Annotated in this window: 27 protein-coding genes, 2 pseudogenes and 1 riboswitch; of the genes and pseudogenes, 7 read left to right on the top strand and 22 right to left on the bottom strand. The window is 63.4% G+C overall.

Annotated features, from left to right (window positions below; all coding sequences use genetic code 11):
* Nucleotides 1-41 precede the first annotated feature (41 nt).
* From moeB to thiO, 4 genes are read right to left on the bottom strand one after another with little or no spacing between them, the layout of a single operon-like run.
* The gene (gene moeB, locus E3T35_RS04110; RefSeq protein WP_134377937.1) at nucleotides 42-1,190 is read right to left on the bottom strand and encodes a molybdopterin-synthase adenylyltransferase MoeB; all 1,149 of its coding nucleotides are present in this window, start codon (nucleotides 1,188-1,190) and stop codon (nucleotides 42-44) included.
* Nucleotides 1,187-1,966: a thiazole synthase gene (locus tag E3T35_RS04105; RefSeq protein WP_370449299.1), complete on the bottom strand. Its 780-nt coding sequence runs from the start codon at nucleotides 1,964-1,966 to the stop codon at nucleotides 1,187-1,189. The genes moeB and E3T35_RS04105 overlap by 4 nt, the downstream gene beginning before the upstream one ends.
* A gap of 2 nt (nucleotides 1,967-1,968) precedes the next feature.
* Entirely contained in the window at nucleotides 1,969-2,211 is a 243-nt protein-coding gene (thiS, locus tag E3T35_RS04100; RefSeq protein ID WP_134377935.1) for a sulfur carrier protein ThiS, read from the bottom strand.
* Nucleotides 2,208-3,422 carry a glycine oxidase ThiO gene (thiO, locus tag E3T35_RS04095; protein ID WP_134345059.1) on the bottom strand — a complete coding sequence of 405 codons (1,215 nt, stop codon included), beginning with the start codon at nucleotides 3,420-3,422 and terminating at the stop codon, nucleotides 2,208-2,210. The genes thiS and thiO overlap by 4 nt, the downstream gene beginning before the upstream one ends.
* Before the next feature lie 43 nt (nucleotides 3,423-3,465).
* On the opposite strand from thiO, the gene thiE reads away from it, so the two are divergent.
* Nucleotides 3,466-4,110: a thiamine phosphate synthase gene (gene thiE / locus E3T35_RS04090; RefSeq protein ID WP_194088291.1), complete on the top strand. Its 645-nt coding sequence runs from the start codon at nucleotides 3,466-3,468 to the stop codon at nucleotides 4,108-4,110.
* A gap of 65 nt (nucleotides 4,111-4,175) precedes the next feature.
* On the opposite strand, the pseudogene thiD reads toward thiE, so the two are convergent.
* The 11 genes and pseudogenes from thiD to E3T35_RS04025 all read right to left on the bottom strand — a co-directional run.
* A pseudogene (gene thiD / locus E3T35_RS04085) lies at nucleotides 4,176-5,018 on the bottom strand (bifunctional hydroxymethylpyrimidine kinase/phosphomethylpyrimidine kinase); the annotation flags it as partial.
* Nucleotides 5,001-5,100: riboswitch (TPP riboswitch) on the bottom strand. (Overlaps the previous pseudogene by 18 nt.)
* Nucleotides 5,101-5,175: 75 nt before the next feature.
* Entirely contained in the window at nucleotides 5,176-5,424 is a 249-nt protein-coding gene (locus tag E3T35_RS04080; protein ID WP_134377933.1) for an ABC transporter permease, read from the bottom strand.
* A gap of 107 nt (nucleotides 5,425-5,531) precedes the next feature.
* Nucleotides 5,532-5,696 carry a hypothetical protein gene (locus tag E3T35_RS19450; RefSeq protein ID WP_174777077.1) on the bottom strand — a complete coding sequence of 55 codons (165 nt, stop codon included), beginning with the start codon at nucleotides 5,694-5,696 and terminating at the stop codon, nucleotides 5,532-5,534.
* 153 nt (nucleotides 5,697-5,849) lie between these two features.
* Nucleotides 5,850-6,143, bottom strand: coding sequence for a hypothetical protein (locus E3T35_RS19445; protein WP_174777076.1), 294 nt, complete (start codon nucleotides 6,141-6,143; stop codon nucleotides 5,850-5,852).
* A gap of 74 nt (nucleotides 6,144-6,217) precedes the next feature.
* Nucleotides 6,218-6,544, bottom strand: coding sequence for a transcriptional regulator (locus E3T35_RS04060; protein WP_166789825.1), 327 nt, complete (start codon nucleotides 6,542-6,544; stop codon nucleotides 6,218-6,220).
* Nucleotides 6,534-6,785: a hypothetical protein gene (locus tag E3T35_RS04055; protein WP_134345054.1), complete on the bottom strand. Its 252-nt coding sequence runs from the start codon at nucleotides 6,783-6,785 to the stop codon at nucleotides 6,534-6,536. The genes E3T35_RS04060 and E3T35_RS04055 overlap by 11 nt, the downstream gene beginning before the upstream one ends.
* A 67-nt stretch (nucleotides 6,786-6,852) precedes the next feature.
* Nucleotides 6,853-7,209: a DUF2834 domain-containing protein gene (locus E3T35_RS04050; protein ID WP_134345053.1), complete on the bottom strand. Its 357-nt coding sequence runs from the start codon at nucleotides 7,207-7,209 to the stop codon at nucleotides 6,853-6,855.
* A gap of 172 nt (nucleotides 7,210-7,381) precedes the next feature.
* Nucleotides 7,382-8,365 (bottom strand): hypothetical protein, encoded by a 984-nt coding sequence (locus E3T35_RS04045; protein ID WP_134345052.1) that lies wholly within the window; start codon nucleotides 8,363-8,365, stop codon nucleotides 7,382-7,384.
* Nucleotides 8,362-8,718, bottom strand: a complete 357-nt coding sequence (locus E3T35_RS04040) for a GntR family transcriptional regulator (protein WP_134377932.1) — start codon at nucleotides 8,716-8,718, stop codon at nucleotides 8,362-8,364. The genes E3T35_RS04045 and E3T35_RS04040 overlap by 4 nt, the downstream gene beginning before the upstream one ends.
* 77 nt (nucleotides 8,719-8,795) lie before the next feature.
* Complete coding sequence (locus E3T35_RS04035; RefSeq protein WP_134345050.1) at nucleotides 8,796-9,062, bottom strand: type II toxin-antitoxin system RelE/ParE family toxin; 267 nt, start codon at nucleotides 9,060-9,062, stop codon at nucleotides 8,796-8,798.
* Between the two features lie 382 nt (nucleotides 9,063-9,444).
* Nucleotides 9,445-10,992, bottom strand: coding sequence for an esterase family protein (locus tag E3T35_RS04025; RefSeq protein WP_241988725.1), 1,548 nt, complete (start codon nucleotides 10,990-10,992; stop codon nucleotides 9,445-9,447).
* 401 nt (nucleotides 10,993-11,393) lie between these two features.
* On the opposite strand from E3T35_RS04025, the gene E3T35_RS04020 reads away from it, so the two are divergent.
* Nucleotides 11,394-11,879, top strand: a complete 486-nt coding sequence (locus E3T35_RS04020) for a site-specific integrase (protein WP_166789824.1) — start codon at nucleotides 11,394-11,396, stop codon at nucleotides 11,877-11,879.
* Between the two features lie 275 nt (nucleotides 11,880-12,154).
* Here the strand turns inward: E3T35_RS04020 and E3T35_RS20005 are convergent, their stop codons facing one another.
* Both E3T35_RS20005 and E3T35_RS04015 read right to left on the bottom strand, forming a co-directional pair.
* The gene (locus E3T35_RS20005) at nucleotides 12,155-12,283 is read right to left on the bottom strand and encodes a hypothetical protein (RefSeq protein ID WP_255575151.1); all 129 of its coding nucleotides are present in this window, start codon (nucleotides 12,281-12,283) and stop codon (nucleotides 12,155-12,157) included.
* A 36-nt stretch (nucleotides 12,284-12,319) separates the two neighbouring features.
* A pseudogene (locus E3T35_RS04015) lies at nucleotides 12,320-13,096 on the bottom strand (Abi family protein); the annotation flags it as partial.
* A gap of 437 nt (nucleotides 13,097-13,533) precedes the next feature.
* Between E3T35_RS04015 and E3T35_RS20000 the strand changes: the two are divergent.
* Nucleotides 13,534-13,662, top strand: coding sequence for a hypothetical protein (locus E3T35_RS20000; protein WP_255575149.1), 129 nt, complete (start codon nucleotides 13,534-13,536; stop codon nucleotides 13,660-13,662).
* A 68-nt stretch (nucleotides 13,663-13,730) separates the two neighbouring features.
* Here the strand turns inward: E3T35_RS20000 and E3T35_RS04010 are convergent, their stop codons facing one another.
* Nucleotides 13,731-14,633 carry a hypothetical protein gene (locus E3T35_RS04010; RefSeq protein ID WP_134345048.1) on the bottom strand — a complete coding sequence of 301 codons (903 nt, stop codon included), beginning with the start codon at nucleotides 14,631-14,633 and terminating at the stop codon, nucleotides 13,731-13,733.
* Nucleotides 14,634-14,947: 314 nt separating this feature from the next.
* Nucleotides 14,948-15,415, bottom strand: coding sequence for a VOC family protein (locus E3T35_RS04005; protein WP_134377930.1), 468 nt, complete (start codon nucleotides 15,413-15,415; stop codon nucleotides 14,948-14,950).
* Between E3T35_RS04005 and E3T35_RS04000 the strand changes: the two genes are divergently transcribed.
* Nucleotides 15,336-15,818: a MerR family transcriptional regulator gene (locus E3T35_RS04000; protein WP_370449135.1), complete on the top strand. Its 483-nt coding sequence runs from the start codon at nucleotides 15,336-15,338 to the stop codon at nucleotides 15,816-15,818. The two genes, E3T35_RS04005 and E3T35_RS04000, sit on opposite strands and share 80 nt — an antisense overlap.
* 96 nt (nucleotides 15,819-15,914) lie before the next feature.
* On the opposite strand, the gene E3T35_RS19135 is transcribed toward E3T35_RS04000, so the two are convergent.
* Complete coding sequence (locus E3T35_RS19135; RefSeq protein ID WP_166789823.1) at nucleotides 15,915-16,058, bottom strand: hypothetical protein; 144 nt, start codon at nucleotides 16,056-16,058, stop codon at nucleotides 15,915-15,917.
* 246 nt (nucleotides 16,059-16,304) lie between these two features.
* Between E3T35_RS19135 and E3T35_RS03995 the strand changes: the two genes are divergently transcribed.
* Both E3T35_RS03995 and E3T35_RS03990 read left to right on the top strand, forming a co-directional pair.
* A complete protein-coding gene (locus E3T35_RS03995; RefSeq protein ID WP_166789822.1) occupies nucleotides 16,305-18,098 on the top strand; it encodes a histidine kinase in 1,794 nt (597 codons plus the stop codon).
* Between the two features lie 56 nt (nucleotides 18,099-18,154).
* The gene (locus E3T35_RS03990) at nucleotides 18,155-18,805 is read left to right on the top strand and encodes a response regulator transcription factor (RefSeq protein ID WP_241987712.1); all 651 of its coding nucleotides are present in this window, start codon (nucleotides 18,155-18,157) and stop codon (nucleotides 18,803-18,805) included.
* Nucleotides 18,806-18,966: 161 nt separating this feature from the next.
* On the opposite strand, the gene E3T35_RS03985 is transcribed toward E3T35_RS03990, so the two are convergent.
* Entirely contained in the window at nucleotides 18,967-19,554 is a 588-nt protein-coding gene (locus tag E3T35_RS03985) for a Type 1 glutamine amidotransferase-like domain-containing protein (protein ID WP_255575146.1), read from the bottom strand.
* A gap of 433 nt (nucleotides 19,555-19,987) precedes the next feature.
* Complete coding sequence (locus E3T35_RS03980) at nucleotides 19,988-20,431, bottom strand: rhodanese-like domain-containing protein (protein WP_174777075.1); 444 nt, start codon at nucleotides 20,429-20,431, stop codon at nucleotides 19,988-19,990.
* Between the two features lie 94 nt (nucleotides 20,432-20,525).
* On the opposite strand from E3T35_RS03980, the gene E3T35_RS03975 reads away from it, so the two are divergent.
* A complete protein-coding gene (locus E3T35_RS03975; RefSeq protein WP_104129425.1) occupies nucleotides 20,526-21,002 on the top strand; it encodes an Lrp/AsnC family transcriptional regulator in 477 nt (158 codons plus the stop codon).
* The last annotated feature ends 197 nt before the right edge of the window (nucleotides 21,003-21,199 follow it).

The raw sequence follows: 21,199 nt of genomic DNA, 5'->3' as shown, positions 1-21,199 counted from the left end.
AGTGCCACGTTCTCAAACACGTGCCGCGAGGCCCGGCTCGCTCAGTAGGTCGGCAGCGCGGGCTCGATCTGCTTCACCCAGGCCAGAATGCCACCCTCGACCTGGCGCACATTCTCATAGCCGCGGCGCTGTAGCTCAGCCAGGACAGCAGCAGAACGCGGCCCGGCCTTGCAGTGCACGATGATGTCACGGTCGCGGGCGAGAATGACCTCCCCCGAGAGGATGCCGCCTTGCGGCACGAGCAGCGCGCCATCGATGTGCACGGTGTCGTACTCTTCCGGTTCCCGAACATCGACGAGGTCGAAGTCGAGCTCGCTGCGCGCCCGGGCAGCGAGCAGGGTGGCCAGCTGCTGCACCGAAATCGCATCCGTGGTGGATGTTCCGCAGAACAGGTCATAGTCGATCAGCTCGGTGACCGCTGCGGTGGCCGGGTCGCGTGCGATGCTGATTTCGCGCCAGGTCGCGTCGAGGGCGTTGAAGAGCACGACCCGGCCGAGCAGCGTGCGGCCCACCCCGGTGATCAGTTTCACGGCTTCGGCGACCATCGTGGCGCCGATGGTTCCGCACAGCATTCCGAATACGCCGCCCTCGCTGCAGCTCGGCACCGAGCCGGCCGGCGGGGCTTCCGGATACAGGTCGCGGTAGGTCGGGCCGTGCGTGTTCCAGAACACGCTGACCTGCCCGTCGAAGCGCAGAATGGACCCCCAGACACACGGTTTGTCGAGCAGCGCGGCGGCATCACTCACTAGGTAGCGGGTGGCGAAGGTGTCGGCGCCGTCAATGATCAGGTCGTACTGGGCGAACAGGTCGAGGGCGTTCGCCGCCGACAGCCAGACGTCGTGTTGGTGCACGGTGACGAGCGGATTCAGCTCGGCGACGGCCGCCGCGGCGGACGCCAGTTTCGAGCGGCCGAGCCCCGAAGTGCCGTGGATGATCTGGCGTTGCAGGTTGCTGAGATCCACCGTGTCGTGGTCGACGATGCCGAGCGTGCCGACCCCGGCGGCCGCGAGGTAGAGCAGCACCGGCGAGCCAAGACCGCCGGCGCCGATCACGAGTACGCGCGCATTCTTCAGCCTGCGCTGGTTGAGCGGGCCGATCTCGGGCAGCAGAATGTGGCGCGAGTACCGCTCACGCTCGGCCGCCGTGAGGGCCGCGCCGGGTTCGACGAGTGGCGCGAGAACGAGCGTCACAGGTCGGGCCGCCCGGCCATCGGTGACGACGCCAGGGCCAGCTCACGCCGCGGGATGCGGCCGGCCAAGGAGGCACGACGGCCAGCGATCACAGCGTGCCGGAAGGCGTCAGCCATGAGAACTGGGTTCTGTGCGCGCGTGACCGCGGTGGCCAGCAGCACGGCATCGCAGCCCAGCTCCATCGCGAGGGCCGCGTCAGAGGCGGTGCCGATTCCGGCGTCCAGCACCACCGGAACGCCGGCGCGGGCCACGATCAGCTCGATATTGTGCGGGTTGAGAATGCCGAGGCCTGTGCCGATCGGCGCCCCGAGCGGCATCACGGCCGCAGCGCCCAGGTGTTCGAGCCGCAACGCGAGCACGGGGTCGTCATTCGTGTAGGCGAACACCGTGAAGCCCCGCGCGACGAGCTGTTCGGTGGCCTCGACCAGCTCGACCGCATCCGGCAGCAGGGTCTGCTCGTCGGCGATGACCTCGAGCTTGATCCAGTCGGTCGCAAGCGCCTCCCGCGCCAGCTCGGCGGTGAGCACGGCCTCGCGAGCGGTGAAACAGCCGGCCGTGTTGGGCAGCACGCGGATGGAATTCTCCACCAGCAGCTCGAACAACGAACCGGTGGCGGCCACACTGTGGCGCCGCATTGCGACGGTGGTCAGTTCGGTTCCGGAGGAACGCAGTGCAGCCCCGAGACCATCGACGCTCGGGGCTCCCCCGGTGCCCATGATCAAGCGTGAGGTCAGCTCAACGCCGTCAATGACGAGGCTGTCCGGGATCGTCGGCACGGTCATCCTCCCTGCACCGCGGTCACGATTTCGATCTCATCGCCCGCTGTCACCGCGGTCGACCACCAGAGGCTGCGCGAAACGACCGCGGCGTTGCGGGCCACGGCCACCCCGACGCGGCTTCCGTCGACTGCATGGCCGTCGGTCGCGATGGCCCGGTCGGTGATCTCGGCCACGAGGTCGGTCACGGTGCTGCCCGGTTGAACAGATCGTTGCTGGCCGTTCACGGCGATGGTTACGGTCACGAGTGGCCTCCTTTCAGTGAAACGGATGCGGGAGCGCGGCTCGAAAATCGGTCCGGTCGAAAGGCCCGCCACCGATCGTCGGCGATTCCCTCGATGAGCTGGAGACAGTGCTCGGCGGCGACCGGGGTGAGCAGTACGCCGTGGCGGAAGAATCCGGTGGCGACAATGAGGCCGGAAATGTCACCGTCAGCGCCCCCGACGCGACCGAGGAACGGCGCGTTGTCGGGGGTTCCGGGCCTGGCGCGGGCGGTCGTTTCGATCAGTTCGAGTTCACTGACCGCGGGCAGCAGCACCTGGGCGTCTCGCAGCAGCTGATAGACGCCGCCGGCCGACACCACGCCCGAGCCGTCTTCGCGCTGGGTGGCTCCGATCACGAGCGTTCCATCGGTGCGCGGAACCAGATATACCGGCACACCGTGCACCAGTCCGCGAACGGTGCAGGTGAGCAGGGGTTGCAGGTGCTCGGGCACCCGCAGCCGAAGGATGTCCCCGTAGACCGGGCGAAGCGGCAGGTTGAGGTGTTCGGGCAGCCCGCCCAGTGCTGCCGCTCCGAGCCCGTTGGCCACGACCACCTCGGTGGCTGTGACCGTTGAGCCGTCGAAAAGGGCGACGCCGGTGACGCGGGAGGAGGCATCCGCTGAATTCTCGTGCAGCAACCCGCTGGCCTGCACGCGTATGACGGCGTCCTGGCCGTGGCGCGCGAGCTCCAACTGGATGCACTCGGTGAGCCGGCGCGGGTCGACCTGATGGTCTTGCTCCACCACAAAGGCGCCAGAAATCTGGGGGCTGAGCAACGGTTCGAGCACCCGCGCTGCGCGAACGGTGATGGCCTCGACGCCCAGTCCGTTGACTACCTGCACGCCGTGCAGGTCGGCGAGCGCCTGCCGGTCGGCCGCGTCTGCGCCCACATTCAGGGTTCTCGTACGCTGGTAACCGGTCAGGTAGCTGTCGGGCGCGAGCGAGTCGATGAAGCCGGGATACAGGTTCGAGGAGGCGAGCATGAGCTCGAGCAACGCCTCCTCCTGGTAGTGCAGTTCGCTGACCGCGGCGAGCATTCCGGCCGCAGCAAAAGTGGCACCACCGGCCGGATCCGGGTCGATGACGGCCACCGTGCGGCCGGACTGCGCTACAGCCCAGGCGATGCCGAGCCCGATCACGCCGCCGCCGATGACGGCTACGTCGACCGTACGCTGTGCGCGCCGCTCACTCATCGTGTGCACCGAGGCCGGGCCGAAGCCCTTTAGGGTTGGTCGCATGGACCCGATCACCGCCCGGCTGTATCTCTGCACCGATGCCCGTACGGAGCGCGGCGATTTCGCCGACTTCGTGACGGCCGCGTTCGCCGGCGGGGTCGACATCATCCAACTGCGGGACAAGACCATCGATGCCGCCGAGGAGCTCGACTATCTCGAGATTCTGCGTTCGGTCGCCGACCGACACGCCCGGCTCTGGGCGGTCAACGACCGCGCGGATATCGCCGTTCTCGCTGGAGCGCCGGTTTTTCATGTCGGCCAGACGGACCTGCCGCTGCCCGCCGCCCGCACGCTGCTCGGCGACGCGGCCCGCATCGGCTTGTCGACCCATACCACCGGACAAGTGGATGCCGCTCTCGTAACTGACCGTCTGGATTATTTTTGCGTCGGCCCGGTCTGGGCCACGCCCACCAAACCCGGTCGGGCAGCGGTCGGAACCGGTCTGTTGCGCTATGCGGCCGAGCAGAGCGCATCCGCTGGCAGCCTTCGCCCGTGGTTTGCGATCGGCGGGATCGACCTCGGCACCATCGACCAGGTGGTCGAAGCCGGCGCCACCCGGGTGGTCGTGGTGCGCGCGATCACCGACGCCGATGACCCGACGGATGCCGCCGAGCGGCTTCTCGCCAGCCTCCCGCCGCTCGGCTAGTCGCGCCCACGTCGTCGCCCCGTTCATCTCATGCCCGCAATCAGGGCAGAATTCGCACGGTCGAAAAGTCGATGAAAGTGGTGGATCGGCCCGTTTCCCTGCCCGACCTCGAGCTCGTCGGCGTGGGCCAGGGCGTCGTGGAGCCAGTCTTTCACTTCGGCCAGGGACTTCGCCCAGTTACCGGTTCTGGCCTGCACCGTGGCCATCGCCGAGGAGAGTGAGCATCCGGTGCCGTGGGTGTTTGTGGTGCGGATGCGCGGCAGGGCGACCTCGACCACGCACTGGGCAAGCAGCCCGTGGGTGTTGACCAGGGCATCTGGGCAGCTCGTTTCGTTGAGATGGCCGCCCTTGACCAGTACGGTAGCACCCGTGCTGTCCGACAATCGTTTGCCCTGCGCGAGGGCCTCCACCCAGTTGGCGGCCGGCGGCTCAGCGAGCAGAACGGCCAGCTCGGGAACGTTGGGCGTGACCAGGTCAACGTGGCAAATCAGGTCGCGCAGCGCCTGCTCGGCTGCCGGGTCGAGCAGGCGGTCGCCGCTCGTTGCCACCATCACCGGGTCGAGTACGACCAGCGGCGGACGGCACCGGAAGAGCCAGTCGCGCACCTCCGTGATCACATCGAGCTGCGCAAGCATGCCGATCTTCACGGCGTCGATGGTCACATCGTCACTGACAGCATTCAATTGCTCGCGCAGAAAATCGATCGGCGGGATGTGAACCGAACGCACGCCGCGCGTATTCTGCGCCACCAGCGCACTCACCACAGCCATGCCGTAGCCGCCGTTGGCCGCGATGCTCTTGAGGTCGGCCTGGATGCCGGCACCGCCGGTCGGATCGGTACCCGCGATACTGAGGACTCGGGGAATCTGCCGCAGGGCAGGCTGGGTTCGATCGATCATCCGTGACATTCCTTCGCTAGTACTAACTAGACAGGTTCAACGGGTATTGATCTCAGCACGCACAGTCTGTGCGGCACCCCGTGTCAAGACTCCAGCCTATACGCGCGCCGGCCGTCAGCACACAAGGGGTCGGGCGGTCGCAACCGCCCGCCCTGGTAACACGGATCTAGTGCACCGACTTGCGCTCGTAGAGCGCCCGTGACCAGCCGTAACTGGCGGCCACGATCACAAGGCACCACCCGATGGCGAACACGGGGTTCCAGCCGAGTGGGGTGCCGAGCAGCAGCCCGCGAGTTGTCTCGATGAACGGAGTGAAGGGCTGGTACTGTGCGAACCACTGCAGCCACACCGGCATCGAGTCGGTCGGCACGAAGCCGCTGCCGAAGAGCGGCAGCACGGTGAGAACGAGGGGCATATTGCTCGCCGTTCAGGAGTTTGTCGACCGCCGAAAACTGGCCGGTGCGGCCGATGACGGCGCGCACGCCGTCCTGGTCGCGCACGTCGAATGTTGATATTTTCCCATTAGGTACGGGCCCACACCGTAACGGCCTGCTCCGATGCCTCCGGAGCGCTCTCGCCGACGAGCTCATTGCGCACGTGGCCATCTTTCGACGACAGGTCGAGCCAGGCCGGCACGCCCGGCTTGACGCCGATGGTGACCTGGCCGAATCCGCTCTCGACCTGCACAAAACCGCATGAAACCTCCCGCAGCGGGATGCTCCCGTATACGGTCTTTGCCGAAACGGATGCCTGCGCTCGCGTGATTTCCAGGTCGCCGTAGGACAGTTTCGCGTCGAGGTCACCGCCGACTTCATCGATCTGCGCGCTGCCGTGGGGCGCTTAGAGTACGGCGTCGCCGGAGACCGTTCCGACCCGGATCTGGCCGTGGTCGGCGGTGATGTCGGCCGCACCCTCAATTGTGCGCACCGTGGCGTTGCCGTGTCCGGCACGCAGGGACAAGTCTCCGGTGGTATCGAGATCGACCGGACCCATCGAGGCTTTGAGGCGGGTGGCCCCGAGTCGGCCGACCGTTCGGACCCCGCCCACCGAGACCTCGGCGGTGAGCCGCGACCCGCTCGGCAGCAAGTCGCTCGGCCGCAGCGCGCGTATCTGCGCTGCCGTTGTCGGCGGCATCCGCTAGCTGGTGCTGCAGGTCGTTGACGTACTGTCCGAGTTCCATATCACCATGGTGATACCACGGCGGTTAGTCATAATAATGTCATGCTGGTCGGGGCTTCGGCCGACAGCTCGCGGAGCGCCGCCAGATGGCCGTCGATGGCCGCGCGGCCGCGCCGGGTGAGGGCCACGCTGGTGGTGCGGCGGGCATCCGCTCGTGCTGGCGAGGCTTGTTTCACGGTCACGACGTAGTCGAGCTCGATCAGGTTGCGGATGGTCTTCGAGAGCGTCGCCTCGGTCAGTTCCAATGTGGCGGCGATAGTGGTGAATTCCGCGGCGCCGGTCGCCCGAAGCAGCGCGCACAACCGCAGACGGGTTGGCGCGTGGATTGCGTCGTCGAATCGGGAGTCAGCAGCCACGGAGCAGTTCCCGGGCGTTCGCGAGGTCATAGAGTGCTGAGCTGACGAGGGCCATGACGAAGACGACCGCAGTGGTCAGGACAATCCAGGCGCGCTGGTCAGTGACCTCGAACACGATCGAGAGCACGAATGCTCCGAGCATGACGACGCTCAGCACAATGAGAATCATCAGGCTCAGCGGGCCGGCCGGGCCGGGAATCCGTGGGTGCGCTTTCAGATTCCATGCCGGTAAGTCAATCACTTGCCGTTTCGTTAAGCAAAAATCGGACTGCGGGCTGGCCCGACCAGGGTTCGCGCGGTCGTCTCGTTCAGGTCAAGGGTGGTCGCGCCGCTGGCGTACGCGCCGCCGTCAGGGTGCGCTCGCGCATCGCGAGGAACAGCGGAAAGGTGAAGGCGAAGGCCGTTAGACCCGAGAGAACGACGTAGAGCCAGCCCCGCTTCATGCCGAGGCGTCGCGCCTCAACGATGATCAGGATACTGCCAGCCACCGCGGCGATGAGCAGGTCGACGGTGAGTGACGACACCGCCGGCCCGCTGTTCACCCAGTCGCCAACGAAGTCGCGCAGCTGAATGATCGCGACCACGTTGTAGGTCCAGGTGCCGGCGAGCCCGGCTAGGCCGAGCGCCAGGTAGACGAAAGCGAGCGGGGTCCAGTGTTTGGTCATGCCGACATTATGCTCGCCAATCATTGGCGTCGAAGTCGCCGGCCCACGCAGAATCGGACTAGCGCCGGGTTTGGCTTATCGCTGGGCGAGCCAGGCGGCAACGCGGCCGTTGAACCAGTCGGGGCGTTGCAGCGGGATTCCGTGGCCGCAACCATCGATAATCTCCAAATCGCTACGCCTCTGGCGCCACGGGCTGGCCGTCTCGAAGAGTGGCCAGGAGAGCTGCCGGCGTTTCGGGATCGTCAAGACTGATCGCGAACTGCTTTTCGTTCCTGGTCGTCACAATCAGCCCTGGTCCCTTCCTCAGAATGACAGCGGATCGTCCGGGCATGATTCGGTAGCCCCACCCGCCCCACTCGGCTGGTCGAAGTTCGGCGGCCTCGACAACGTCAATGGCGTCTAAGCGGATGCGTTTCAGCGGAATCCGAAATAGCGCCGAGACCACCCGCAGGCCGCGCCAATCGGCGGTCACGCGCAGACGAACGAACGAGGCAACCAGCACAATGGCTGCAGCCATGACTGCTATGCCGACGATCTGGTCGGAGGCGCGCCCGTCGATGACCGCTGGTGCATAGATCACGGAGCCGAGAACGATCAGTCCAATCGCCACCCAAAGGAACATGTTTCCCGTGATCGTTTGGGACCAGGCGCCCGTCTCACTGGGCGCGAATTCGAATCGCTTCTCGACGTCCGTCGCCTCGATACGCGGCTTGGGCGAGATTGCAAATGGGATGAGCCCATATGCTGCCGCGACGATGGATACGATGACCCACGGCCCGAGTACAACCTCATACGGGTCGCCGACCTGCATAGTCAATCCAGCGGAGAGCAACCACGCGGCGGCGCCCATCCCGCCAAACACTCCTAAAAAGAAGTAGGAACCGCGCCTGGCCCGCCTGCTGATTCCGGGCCAAAAACTTACCGCGAACCCGGCAACGGCTGGCACGCCCGTCATTGCGAGGTTCAGGGCGAGCAAGGCCCCAATGGCCATCGCGTCGTCAGCCGGTCCCGAACCCGACCAATGCGAGGCGAGCTCGGCCGGAAGGGCGTCCCGCCACGCCAGCCACGAGATGATCACCACCAGCACCGGCACGCACAGGGATGCCCCGGCCAGGCTTCTCCGGGTCATCTCACCACTCAAATTCTTGTCACTCATGTCGTTCCACCCCTCTGGATCAATCGCAAAATCTCTGGCTGCGTCAGCCCCAACTTGCGCGCCTCGCGCATCAATTCGGAGGCCAACTCGGTCACCCGAATAAGTCCAGCGCCAGCGTCCTGGCGCACGAACGCCCCGCGCCCCTGACGCATCTCAATCACATCGTCGTCCCGCAGTTGCGCGTAGGCGCGCAATACCGTGTGCATGTTCACTCGCAGAGACTTTGCCAGATCACGTGCAGGCGGCAGCCGGTCGCCGGGTCTTAGCGCACCGTTCACGACCCCGGAACGCACCTGCACGGCGATCTGCGCGGCCAGCGACACCGTCAAAGCCGCATCCACCACGAACAACATGTTTGCAAGGCTACTAGAACAATCGACTCGCGCAGAATTCGATCGGCAGGTCGAGCTCTAGGCGAACTGTGGTTGTCTCAGAGGCCTCGGTAGACCTCGCGCCGGTGGCCGACCTTCACAATCAGCACAGTGAGTTCGTAGTCACGGACGGCATAGTGCAGCCGCCAGTCACCCGTGCGGATCCGGAAGGTGGCAGCTGCTCCGGTTGTCCCCACGAGTTGCTTCGCGGCCGGCGGATGCGGGTTATTGCTGAGCAACTGGGCCGCCTTCACGATGCGCTCCCGTGTCGGCTTGTCGAGCTTTCGCAGGCTGCGGCGCGCGCCGCCCGCGTGAGTGGCGGGCATCCGCTTGGCCGAATCCAGCGTTCAGGCCATTCCCCCGGGTCGGCGGGGGCGATCGGCGGAAGGCAAAGAAAATCGCCCCGGACTTCCGCAGAAGTCCGGGGCGAATTTAGTGAATACCGTGTAGCGGGAGCGGGAATTGAACCCGCGACACCACGATTATCGTGAACCAGGCTCAGCGGGGTCACAGGGGCCTCATACAGTCGTTAATCCCAATAAAACACTGGGTAGGTGATCACACTCTCAACCACGGGCGGATTTCAATCTGCGGGGTTAATGCGGGGTTTCTGCGGGGTTAATGCGGAAATCAAGAAGCGCGGCCGCATTCTCGACTGTGGTGCCCGCACGGTAGCGGTTGAGCACACGGGACCTGGCGCCGCCTTCGTCATTCACCGACGGCTCCGACTCTCGGAACGGATAGGGGTATCCCGTGAGTCGGTAGTAGCCAACGGCCTGGAGGAGCCGGCCGCAGCAACGTTGCGAACCCGGGTCCCGTGGTTGCGAACGTGGGTCCCGTGTGATTTCTCTGTCTGGAACGGGTGCCGAGGATTGATTCTCCGGCCGCGTCTACAGTGGTCCTTGTGCATGTGCCCGAGCTGCCGGTCGCCCCCCGTGGCCAACCGATTTTCGGTGCGAGTTTGAGCCGTGGATAAAGCACGACGAAGGCCTCGTCGAGGCCGTCGGTGAGAGCCGGAAGGACGTGCCCGCCGTTAGGTGATTCCCAGTAGGTGACCGTCATGCCGGCGGCCGTCGCTGCTGCAGCCATCCGCTTCTGTCCGGGGATGAATCCGGTGTCGTTGGATCCGACGGTGAAAACAGCAACCGTGTCGGTGAATTTTCTCGCGGCAAGCAGGTTGAGGGGCTTGATCGCGTCGTAGGCGGCTTGGTCGCCGTGGAAGACGTCGGCGAGGGTCGCCGCCTGAATCTCGGAGCCGGCGAATTCCTCACCGGAGATGTCGACGACGTTGGAGAACAGGTCTGGGTGTTTGGCGGCGAGGGAGATGGCGCACTGTCCGCCGTTGGAATATCCTGCGATGGTCCAGTACCTCGGGTCGTTGATGATGTTCAGGTTTGCCCGCGCCCAATTCACGACGTCCTGGGTGATGAAGGTTTCAGCATTGCCGTAGTTCGGTGTATCCAGGCACAGCGGGTCGCTGGCCGGGTCGCCAAGCTGGTCGGCGACGATGACGATCGGTGCGAGACCAGCGTGGGCGGCTGCATCCCGGTCCAGGGTCGCCGCGATGAACGACGGATCGGGGTTGCCCGGTTGCCCCATGAGCAAAATGACCAGCGGCAAGGCCGGCGCGTTGGCGACAAGCGCTGCCGGCGGCAGGTAGATCCCGGCGGGTCGTGAGGTGAATCCCGAAATCGTGTTGGGGATGACCTGGCTGCCGGTCGTGCCCTGCGCCGGGAGATCCGTCGGAGCCACCCAGTTCTGGTAGAGCGGGCCTGGCTTCGTGGCCGTGCTGGTGGTCGGTAGCGCGATCGCCGCTTCCGTCGTCACACCGAACAACGAGCCCAGCGTGCGGTTGATACCGAAACTCGCGTTGATCGCCAACGACCCCGAAAGCAGAAAGACCACAACGGATGCAGCGGCCACGATTTTGCGACGACGACGCGACCTCCACAGATTTGCCAGCGCCAGAGCAACGGCCGAGCACGTGGCGGCAAACCAGAGAAAAGCCACCAGCCCAGGCGACATACCGAACGCATCGACGACTGTCACGACCACGAACCAGATGACGCCGGCGGCCCCGGCCCCGGCGGCCCCGGCAAGGACGACGGTCAGAATCCAGGCCCTGGTCGGCGCGCGAAACAGCAGGTACAGCACCTGAACCCCAGCAAGACCGAACACGACATACAGAAGCGGTCCAGTAACGATGTTGATGCGGAGCAGGGATGTACTGAGGTCGTTGATGAGTGTCCCGTCCACGCGTTCGTGTATCAGCTCGGCTCTGCGGCTGTCGTTCGGTGGCGAGAGCTCGCCGGAACTCTACCCCCGTGGGCTGCTCGTGCGCGATCGATGGACGACTCTGAGAGGAAGCCGCCCGTTTACTCACAGGAAGTTGGTCGGCAGATTCCGCACGTTCAAGGACAGGTCACCGTGCCGTCTGCTGTCGGCACGGTGGGCAGTGAATCGTCGGTGGCCGGTCCGCGCGTGCGCCCCGGCCGTGCTGCGGCGAGAAGGGTTAGTCCTTTGTGCCGTCTTCGACGGCGACACCGTTGATATCGTCGCTCGTGTACTCGGTGCCTGCGCGACTGCGTGGCCATACTTCCAAGCTAGGCAGCGGCACGTGCGATGAGCGTGAGAGCCTGTGCGGCTCTGCCCGATTAGTGCTGGCCCTTCGTTGGTCCGCGCTCGACCTCGTCGCCGGAACTGTAGCTATCAACGCCAACGTGATCCGTGCGCGCGGTCAAGGTGTTCTCCTGCAGGATCACACCAAGACGAAGGCCGGCGTCCGGACGATCGCGATTCCGAAGAATCTCGTCGACCTTCTCCGCCAGCGGCAGTCGAACTTCAAAATTCAAAACGATGATGACTTGGCCTTCCCGACCCTGCGTGGCAATATTCGAGATCCTCGCAATACCTCCCGCGACTGGCGGATGGCGCGAGAGCGGACCGGATATCCGACGGTCACGACTCACAGCTTCCGCAAGACGGTGGCCACCGCTTTGGACCAGTCCGGACTCAGCGCTCGGGAAATTGCGGAATACCTCGGCCACGCGAACCCGTCTCTGACCCAGGACGTCTCCATGGCCAAGAACACGGGCGGCATCCGTGCCGCTGAAACGATGAATTCCTTGCTGCCGACACAGTGAATGTGCGGGGTTAATGCGGGGTTTCTGCGGGGTTTCAGAAATGAACAGTCTGTCGGCGATCTCTGTCGGTATTTAACGCAACCGCGGCGTCGCGGCTCGATCACGCATCGACCACCGAATTCCGCAGTGAGTGGCGCGATTACGCGATGGCAGTTATGAGCCAAGGCGTCGGCCGGCATCCTCGCCGTTCTCGGCAGTGAAGGCCTTCCTCTCGTGGCGGTACCGAATCAACGTGACGGCCCCAAATACAACCCAGCCAGCCCCGATTACCAAGTTCAAAACGCACCCGAGATCACCACCTGCATGAGCGCGACCAGGACCCAGATGCCGCCGAGCGACAGCCAGAAGACTGCGGCGGTGCGAATGCGCTCAATCGCCAGTCGTCGCTGGATGAGTGAGGGCATGGCGAGACTGTACACCGGCCCGCACTCCGTGCAGGATCAGCCGGCGTCGTGTTCGGTCCGCCAGAGCTCCAACGCTGCCCATCCTTCCGGCACTCCCATTGACTCAGCCGTCAGAAAATCAGATTTGGGAAAGGCGTTGATGAGGTCAACAACGCGAGGCGTCCATCCACTATCTGGATCGATGGTCCGGAGCAGATATGCCATTACCGCCAGGGCGTTGCAGACGCCGAATACCTGCTTCGACGTGACCTCGTCTTTGAGGTGGCCGAGGAGGGGAACTTGCCCTGTGCTGGGGCGCGCTGGCGCACTGACGAGTTTTCGATTGAAGAGCCGAGCGTGATGCGCGGAAACATTCCGCACATAGTTCAGGCTGGAGATCCAGCTGCCCATCACTTTCTTTGACGGAGCCCCGTACGCGGCGGCGATCTGCGTTGCGAGTGCGTTGTTCAATCCGGAGTAGAGCCGGCCCAAGTGCCCAAATTCCAAGATTTCCGTCAGTGCCCAGATCGGCATCCTATCGTCGTACTTGTTGCGGAAGTGAGCGACGAAGGCTTCGTCTGACTCCGCCTTCCGCGCTTCCACGCGTGCAAGCCATTGCTCGTGTTTGCTCGGCAACGTTTCACCTGTCAGCTCGTCGAAGGACGCCGTAGTGAACGAAGCTACAAAGTTGGCAGGGTCGCTGTGGGCGAAAGCCGACTGCCGGCCCAGGACATATCCGACCTGCATGCGGAAGGAGACTTCGATTCTTTCAATGCCCTCAAGCACGAGCATTCGCAGGCGGCGATCAAAATCAAGAAGCGCGGCCGCATTGTCGGCTGTGGTGCCCGCACGTTAGCGATTAAGGACACGGGACTTGGTGCCGCCTTCGTCATTGGCCGATGGCTCCGAGTCTCGAAACGGATAGAGGTATCCCGTGAGTCGGTAGTAGCCAACGGCCTGGAGGAGTCGGCCGCAGCTCTCCGGGTCTTGAACCTCGACACCGCGTGACTGAAGTTTCTCCGTCTGCTTACCAACGGACAACCACTTCTTGGTGTACTCGGCCACGAGTCTCCTAGTTAAAGAAAATCAGCCCGAGCCGTGAGGCGAGCGGGCTGATCGTGATGGATTAAGGTTACCACACTCCTTCCTCGTAGGTCTGAAGCAGCTTCATCGCTGTCATCAGCGCGCCTAAAAATGAAGACCGGCCCTGGACCTACAAGTAGGCGGAACCGGTCGTGATGACCCGACCATAGCAAATATCTCTGACATTCGTGGCGCGATTTCTTAAGGACCTCCTGCGTGCCGCGGCTGCCGCCCCCGAGAAGGACATGACCCACCCGCCAGTCGTGCTTGGCGTCCAAGGAGCCGACTGGATCGGCAACTCCGACGCCGTCCCGTAGGACCAACGCTGACCGGGACGCCGATCCGCCCCAAACGAATCATGATCCGTCCCCGTCGATGAACCTTTTCAGTTCGCGCGCGGCGACGTGGGGACGGAGGACGCGTTCGGATCGAGATTCGGGTCCCACGGCTGGGGCATGCCGATCGGGTTCGGAAATGGAAAGACCGTTTGGCACGCTCTTGCGATGGGCGCAAGCGTTCGGGCGACATCCGCGATCTCGTCGTCGGTCACTCCGCTCCACGGACGGACGGCCAATCGGTTGGTCACCTGCTCGGCGCGATCGAGTGCCGCTGTGCCCTTCTCGGTGATCTGGCCCTGGCCGGCCAGTAGCCCGCGGGCCGAGAGCTCGTCGACTTCGGTTGCCCACTGTTCCTCCGTCCAGCCACGCGCCTTTCGCACGCTCGTCGCGTCGATGTCCACCGCGCTGCGCAACACGATGGTGCTGATGCCCGCGATCCCTCCCTCGACCAGTGCGATCACATGACCGTCTCCGCGATGCTCGCGAAGAGTGGCCGCGGCTTGCCAGAGACGGCGATACGGATCCGACTCCACCGGCAGAGCGCTGTTCGCCGCCGCGAGTGGTCGGCCTATGGTGTCGACACGAGCCGCAGCCTGGGTAAGTACATCAGCCGCTTCGGTGACAGATCGCTCGTCGGGCACGAAGTTTCGCAACGTCTCCGCTGCACCCCGAGACCGCGCGTCAAGGACCCGGTCCACCGTCACCATCGACCACACAGCCGGCAGCACCCGTTCGACCAAGAACGGAGCGAACCCACTGAAGATCGCCACCACCGGCTCGGCGGTCACGGCCCCGAGCGGGGCGGCGCGACCGGCGAAGTATCCGTCCCAGTAACGGGTGAGTCCGATATGTGCGAACGCCTCCCTCGCCTCCGGCGAGAAATACGTCACCGCGTGGATCGGCTCGAACAACGTCCACAGCGCCCGAACCCGATGCTCCAGCTCGTTCATTCGTCTCCTTCGTCGCAGCGTCTTCCCGATTCTATTGCGCGGGGCAACACCGACCTCAAAGCCTCGGCCCACCGATGGCATGTTGCGGACCTAGGCGTCGAGAACAGGATTTCGTGCTGACGTCGATGTTTCAGAGCGGGACCGGCCAGCGCGGCACATTTGGGCCCAGTACAACCAACAACCGAGCACGCCGATTCTGTGTCAGTCGGGAACCCGGAACGGGACAGCGACCTCATCCGGACACACAACGGACATCCACCTCGTGGCAACGATCTCTCATCTCGGCGGATTGGTAGTGACTCAACTCTTCGCCGTTATCGCGCGTCGGCTGTTCCGAATCCGGTTCGTTGTGCCCGGTCGTGCACCTTCTCCAGCTCCTCGAACACGGTTATCTGAAGCCCGGCGGGAGCACCGAGTCGGGAATTGAGCGATCGCCACGGCGTCTCGCGTGGTTCACCAATAATGGTCGCCCCGGCCGCAGCCAGTCTTTTGGTGACGCCGCGGCCGTCGGTTATCTCGAATGCGAGTCGAATGCCGGATCCTTGGCATTTCCCGGTCTCGACCTGGTCAATCATCCGCTTCTGCGCTGGGTTCGAGATTTCCAGGGTCGCCCGACCGGCATCCAGAATTGAGACGCGCGCGTCACCCTCTCCCTCGAACGCGATTTCTTCGGGCAGTCCCAGAGCGTCGCGGTAGAAGGCGATGGCAGCGTCGAAGTCCTCCGCTTCCACAATGACGCGAAGCTGGAGGACGTGGTCAGAACCATTCGTGTGTGTAGTCATGATCGCTAGACTAAAACCTGACATCAATGTGAGGGGCAAGCGGCTAGTGAGAATTGGTGAATTGGCCCGAGTAACCGGCGCAAGCCCGCGATCACTCCGATACTACGAAGAGCAGCACCTACTTTCGTCGAACCGCTCGACCAGTGGTCAACGGCTCTATACAGATGCGGCGCGAGAGCGCGTTCTTCTCATTCAACGTCTCTATCAAGCCGGCCTGTGTAGCTCCACAATCGCAGAACTTCTTCCCTGCATCACGGACCCTGCGGCACGAACACCGCTACTGCGCGATCGACTCATTAGCGAACGGGCACGAATCTCGGCACAAGTCGATTCCCTGGGCGAGACGCTGGTCTCTCTGGACGCCGTCGTGGGCGCACTGGGAACTGGCGACTCTTCCGACTAATTCTCTCACCTTGCCTGTAAGGGGAACCGTGAGCGGTACCTATATGCGTATCGCGTGCGAAGTCCGCACAGGAGAAGAGGCAAAGGTCTGCTCGGCTCAGGCAACGGTGACTGGCAACATGTCCGGTACCGCGATATCCGAGCGTGTCATTGCCGTCAGATCGATGGCATAGGTGCCGATGAGTGCGATGGCCGCGGGGTCGATGGCGCCACCGACTGGCGCGGTATTTACATTGTTCATGCTCCCAGTCAAACGCGCTGGTCTGGCGCTGTCGTCAGCCGCCGGGTTAGATCCACTCATCCTTTGGGAGGAATTTGCACTAATTTGCCACTCATGCAACATAGCGGGTTCTAGCGTGGGGATATGCACCCTACTTCTGGTAATCATCGCTGGCTCGTCGAGCCTCTAGTCAGCATCGCGCTCGTGTTGATCTGGTTTGTCGGGTTCAGCACACGCCTGGTAAGCTTCGTACCTATACGCGGAGAAATGATCGCATATACAACCCCTTATGCGTTCGTGATCGTGGTCGGCTTCGCGGCTGCCATCGCGCTCTCCCGGGTTGCAACCGGCGCTTCGCTTGTCCTGGTCGGTGTGCTTCTTGCGGCTCAGCTGCTCTTCTGGCCTGCTCGGTTCAATGCGCTCAGTTGGTCGGCATACCTTATGTTGTTGGTGTTCGCCACCCTCGTCGGGTTCCATGCAGCCAGGAGGATGCGCACGGTCGCGCCGTTCGTTTTGGTCCTCTACGCGGCGGGGGTGTCAGCACTGCTGGTCCTTCCCCGCTTTAGTGCAACTAGCATCGATGGGTTGATCAACGGAAAGCATCTGTCGTCGGTTGCACTGATTCCGGATCTCCTCGTTTGTGGCAGCGTGGCCGCGCTGATCACCTTCGGCTTCTGGTACCTCGGGGTTCAGCTCCGCCTGGAAAGCCCCGCGCTGCGGACGGTCTGGGAAGACACCGCATCGCCGATTGTGAGCAGCGCCCAACGGATGCTGCTCCCGCTACGCCCTGCGCTGGAGCCCGCCACCGCCGTCGCCTTCTACGTGCTGTGGATCATCGCGGAATCCGGTCGTTCCGGCAGTTCGCCATGGCCGTCGTTTCCCTTCACACTTGGCCTTTTCGCTGCGTCGATCGCCGTCGCCCGGAACTATCCCCGCGTCGCGATCGCGCTGCCTGGCGTCGTGCTCGCGATTCAACTCTTCGGAATTCCAACCCGGTTCAGTTCGACGAGCTGGCCCGTGTACTTCGCCGTTCTCCTCACCTGCTTGATCGTGAGCGCAACGGCAGAAGGGCGCATCCGCTGGCTGTCCCTGCCGATCGCGTCCGTGTATGTCGCCGTGATTACGACACTTATGACCGTTCCCACGCTGTCCAATGGGTACGGCTGGACGTCCTGGGTCGGCGGTGGAAATTCCTCCGACGACATCATCAAAAGCTTCGCCGGTGTCTTCGTCGTCGGTCTACTCCTCACAGCAGCGGCCTGGTTCATCGGTTTCGGCCTTCGCGCATCGCAGCTGAAGCGAGCCGCCGACACGAAGCTCGGCGCAACCGTCGACGAACTCCGCTCGGCCGAGATCGACCTGATCGTCGCGAGCGAGCGCGACCGCATCGCCCAGGACGTCCACGACATCATGGCGCACTCACTGGCCGTAATCATCGCTCAAGCCGACGGCGCCCGTTTCATCGGCCCGCAACGGCCCGATGCGATCAGTGAATCTCTGGGACGAATCGCTGCATCCGCCCGCACGTCGCTGGCCGAGGTACGAATGCTGATCGAATCACTCGTCGAAGACCCTGACGGCCACTCGAATCCCACCCTCGACAACATAGACGAACTCGTACAGCGGATGCGCGGCGCCGGCCTCACCATCACCACCAACCGCTTCGGCGACCCCACTCTGCTTACTTCGGGACAGCAACTGGCGGTGTACCGCATCGTACAGGAGAGCCTGACGAACGCACTCAAACACGCAGGAGCCCAGCCGACTGCTCGGCTTACGCTCGACTGGCGCGGACCGGGACTTGCCTTGACGGTCGCCTCCACCGGGGCGCCCCGACAACACCCAGCCTCAAACGTGCGCGAGCACGGGCACTGCCGCGGGCTCTATGGGATGCGCGAACGCGCCCGGCTGGCAGGCGGCTGGCTGACCGCGGACGTGGACGATGAAGCACCGGGCGGCTATCTGGTCACCGCATTCGTGCCGACGGCGTGCGTTGTTGAGCAGGAAACCGAGGCGCCAGCGGAAGCCGCCTTGGTGGCAGCAGAAGCCGGCTCGCGGTGAGAGCCATCCGAGTTGCGATTGCCGATGACCAGCAACTGTTCTGTTCTGGGATCCAGATGCTGATCGAGTCACAGCCCGACCTACAGTTCGTCGGTGCCGCCTACGACGGAGAAGCTGCTATCGCTCTCGCTCACCACGCACGCCCAGACGTCATGTTGATGGACATCCGGATGCCGCTGCTCGACGGCATTGAGGCGACTGCGCGCATTTTGGACGCCACCGACAAACCCGACAGGGACAGCAGGGAACAAAGCCCCGACGGCTGTGCCAAAATTTTCGGCACGCAGCCCAAGGTAATCATGCTCACGACGTTCCAGCGCGATGAAGCTGTAATTCGCGCAATCCATGCGGGCGCGGACGGATTCATAATGAAGGACACCACACCCGAGTTCGTCCTCGCCTCGATCCGCACGGTCTACGCGGGGCACTCCGTGATCGCGCCCAGCGACACAGCCGACATCATCCGAGCGCAAACTTCCAAGCAACACAGGGAGCCAGCCGCCGAATCAATTTCAGCGCTCTCTGCACGCGAGAAGGAGGTCTTCCTGCTCGCAGCCCGCGGCCTCAGCAACGCGGACATCGCCCAGACCGCTTATATCAGCGAGGCAACGGTCAAGAGCCACATACGCAGCATCCTGGCCAAACTATCAATCACCTCCCGCGTGCAGATCGTCGCGCACGCCTACGAGAACGGGCTACTGCGCTGAGTCGCGGCTAGTCGAGGGACGGCGCATCATCGCCTAAGCCCATGGTGGTTGTTCGCTTCGTGGCGGCGTTCTGTGATCGCTTTGTGACGGCGCCGGTGACTCAGAAGGGGAACCCTTACGGGCGCGGAACCCGTCGGAAAAGGTACCGCCAATGGACGAGATTAATTCGCCCTCCGAATCGAACTTGTGACTTGCCCATCAGATGCTTCGAACGTCCACGCATTGCCGCCCCCGACGATCCTGATGCTGGCAGGGTCGTGGAGCGTTGTGACAACCGCCGTGTTCTCGTCAATGGCAACGACCCGATCAGCGAGACCATTGACGACTACGGAGAGTGCCCGACCGAGGGTTCCGGCCTGGGCTGCGTGAACGTCGACCGTGAATGGGACCACGCCAAGGCCAGCCTTCAGCGTTATCTCCGCGAGCCCTTCCGCCCATTCTTCGGTGCAGACTTCTGTTCCATTCATCGTGTACCCCCCAATCAAGGCCACCTTCGGTGCGATCATCGCGCCCGCCGAAAACCCGATGTAGGACGCTCCTTGTACGATCGCCCTCGCGATCGCGTCGATCGATGTCTGGAGAGCATTCAAATAGGCGGGTGTCGGGCCGCCTGCGACAAGGAAGATACTCATGGCTGCCAACTTATCGGTGGCGACAGATGCTGCGACGCAAACGAGGAACGCGCGACGGCTAGCTCGTCGTAGGTGAGGAATTCGACCGGAGTCAGCGACCTGAATCGGCTTGGTCACTGCCCGTAAGCCGAACCCTCTACGGGACCTGCTACGTCCCGGTGATTGACTCGCTGGTTGTCGTCAGTCGCGGTGAAGCCATGAGGTGCTGCCTCACCTTTGATCACGGCCATGGAGAGTTTGCCGAGCCCGTGCCCACGCGCATGGTCTCGTATGAACAGGCAATCCATGTTCAGAAACTCGCTTGCCTGCCAGGTCGAGAGCTCCGCGGTGACGGTCGAATACCCCACGAGAGCTCCGGCGTGCGAGGCGCCAACGAAGCGTCGCAGACGTGATGGCGGGGTGCCAAAGAGAAGGGGCGCAAGTCGAATTGCAAGGTCGGAGGGAAGCGACCCTCCGTTTTCGTATGCTGCGTTTTCGTAGATCATCGGCACGATTTCGTCCAGATCCTCCGGCTCTGCGGGACGATGTCAGACGAATGGCGCTGCGGGTTTCAGCACTCACAGCTGATCTCGTTCAGCGGTGCCGTAAGGGCGTCTTTCGCCCGAACTATCGGACCGTGATCGTTTTCGGTGGGGTACCCCTCTCGTGCCCAGTACTCGTATCCGCCGATCATCTCTTTGACTTGGTAGCCGAGGGTGGCGAAGGCGAGAGCTGCCCGGGTCGAGCCGTTACATCCGGGGCCCCAGCAATACACAACGACTGGGGTGCTGATGGGGATGCTGGCTAACGCTTGGGTGGCGATGCTGCCAGTGGGTATGTGGAGCGCACCAGTGATGCGGCCTTGCCGCCAGCTTGCATCCCCACGGGAATCGATCAGCACGAACGAGGTTCCGTTGACGAAATCAGCATGCACATCGGAGGGGTCGGTTTCGAAGGAGAGTTTGCCGGCGAAGTGAACGATGGCCGGGTCCATCAAAACGGGAGTTGTTGTCATGAAAGATGAAGATACGGGGTAATAACCACTATCTAAAGAGATCAATCACGGCATTGTGGCCTCGCATCGGTAATTGTGCAGGCAGTATTGCCAGATGACCGCAATATCTTCTTTCGGGCTCGACAAGGTCGATACCGATATCCTTTCCGCTCTCCAGGCGGACGGACGACAGACCATCGCCCAGCTCAGCCGTGTTCTCAACATGTCCAACAGTGCGGTTGCCGAGCGGGTGAGACGCTTGGAAGAAAGCGGCGTGATCAGCGGCTACAGCGCCGTGGTGGATGCGTCCAGGCTCGGGTTTACGATCATGGCCTACCTTCGTTTGCGCTACCCGAGCAGCATCTACGAACCGCTCCACACCTTGCTGGCCGAAATCCCAGAGGTCATCGAGGCCCATCATGTGACCGGCGAGGACTGTTTCATCATGAAGGTTGTCGCCACATCCATGCAGCACCTCGAACAAGTCAGCGGCCGCATCGGAACCCTCGGCAGCGTGACCACCAGCGTGGTCTACTCCAGCCCCCTACAACCGCGACCGCTGCTGCCACCTACGAGCAAACCGACCAAGTAAGGGAAGGAGCCGCCCGCAAGACGGACGCCCACCGGAACACCGGCTCGAGCGATGAGATTCAGTCTCAGTGCCCTAGTTCTGGCCTTGCCCCCGTTGCGTGGACACCTCACAAGAGAGAATGTTCACATGGGAAAGACACGCAGGGAGTTCACTCCTGAGTACAAAGACGAGGCCGTAAAGCTCGTGATCAACACCGG

Source organism: Cryobacterium sp. TMT1-2-2, from assembly GCF_004403505.1.
Taxonomy (GTDB): domain Bacteria; phylum Actinomycetota; class Actinomycetes; order Actinomycetales; family Microbacteriaceae; genus Cryobacterium; species Cryobacterium flavum.
Note: the sequence above shows the minus strand (reverse complement) of the source record. Positions and strands in the feature narration are given on the sequence as shown.

Bases quoted from the DNA above. Each gene is read 5' to 3' on its own strand.
- E3T35_RS03980 (WP_174777075.1), bottom strand. From the start codon at position 20,431: ATGACAACAACTCCCGTTTTGATGGACCCGGCCATCGTTCACTTCGCC.
- E3T35_RS04005 (WP_134377930.1), bottom strand. From the start codon at position 15,415: ATGACTACACACACGAATGGTTCTGACCACGTCCTCCAGCTTCGCGTC.
- E3T35_RS04040 (WP_134377932.1), bottom strand. From the start codon at position 8,718: ATGTTGTTCGTGGTGGATGCGGCTTTGACGGTGTCGCTGGCCGCGCAG.
- E3T35_RS04050 (WP_134345053.1), bottom strand. From the start codon at position 7,209: ATGACCAAACACTGGACCCCGCTCGCTTTCGTCTACCTGGCGCTCGGC.
- E3T35_RS04080 (WP_134377933.1), bottom strand. From the start codon at position 5,424: ATGCCCCTCGTTCTCACCGTGCTGCCGCTCTTCGGCAGCGGCTTCGTG.
- E3T35_RS20005 (WP_255575151.1), bottom strand. From the start codon at position 12,283: ATGCCCTCACTCATCCAGCGACGACTGGCGATTGAGCGCATTCGCACC.
- E3T35_RS04035 (WP_134345050.1), bottom strand. From the start codon at position 9,062: ATGCCCGCCACTCACGCGGGCGGCGCGCGCCGCAGCCTGCGAAAGCTC.
- E3T35_RS03990 (WP_241987712.1), top strand. From the start codon at position 18,155: ATGCTGATCGAGTCACAGCCCGACCTACAGTTCGTCGGTGCCGCCTAC.
- E3T35_RS19135 (WP_166789823.1), bottom strand. From the start codon at position 16,058: ATGAACAATGTAAATACCGCGCCAGTCGGTGGCGCCATCGACCCCGCG.
- E3T35_RS04045 (WP_134345052.1), bottom strand. From the start codon at position 8,365: ATGAGTGACAAGAATTTGAGTGGTGAGATGACCCGGAGAAGCCTGGCC.
- thiO (WP_134345059.1), bottom strand. From the start codon at position 3,422: ATGAGTGAGCGGCGCGCACAGCGTACGGTCGACGTAGCCGTCATCGGC.
- E3T35_RS04010 (WP_134345048.1), bottom strand. From the start codon at position 14,633: ATGAACGAGCTGGAGCATCGGGTTCGGGCGCTGTGGACGTTGTTCGAG.
- E3T35_RS19445 (WP_174777076.1), bottom strand. From the start codon at position 6,143: ATGCCGCCGACAACGGCAGCGCAGATACGCGCGCTGCGGCCGAGCGAC.
- thiE (WP_194088291.1), top strand. From the start codon at position 3,466: ATGGACCCGATCACCGCCCGGCTGTATCTCTGCACCGATGCCCGTACG.
- E3T35_RS03995 (WP_166789822.1), top strand. From the start codon at position 16,305: ATGATCGCATATACAACCCCTTATGCGTTCGTGATCGTGGTCGGCTTC.
- E3T35_RS04000 (WP_370449135.1), top strand. From the start codon at position 15,336: ATGGCAGCGTCGAAGTCCTCCGCTTCCACAATGACGCGAAGCTGGAGG.
- E3T35_RS03975 (WP_104129425.1), top strand. From the start codon at position 20,526: ATGACCGCAATATCTTCTTTCGGGCTCGACAAGGTCGATACCGATATC.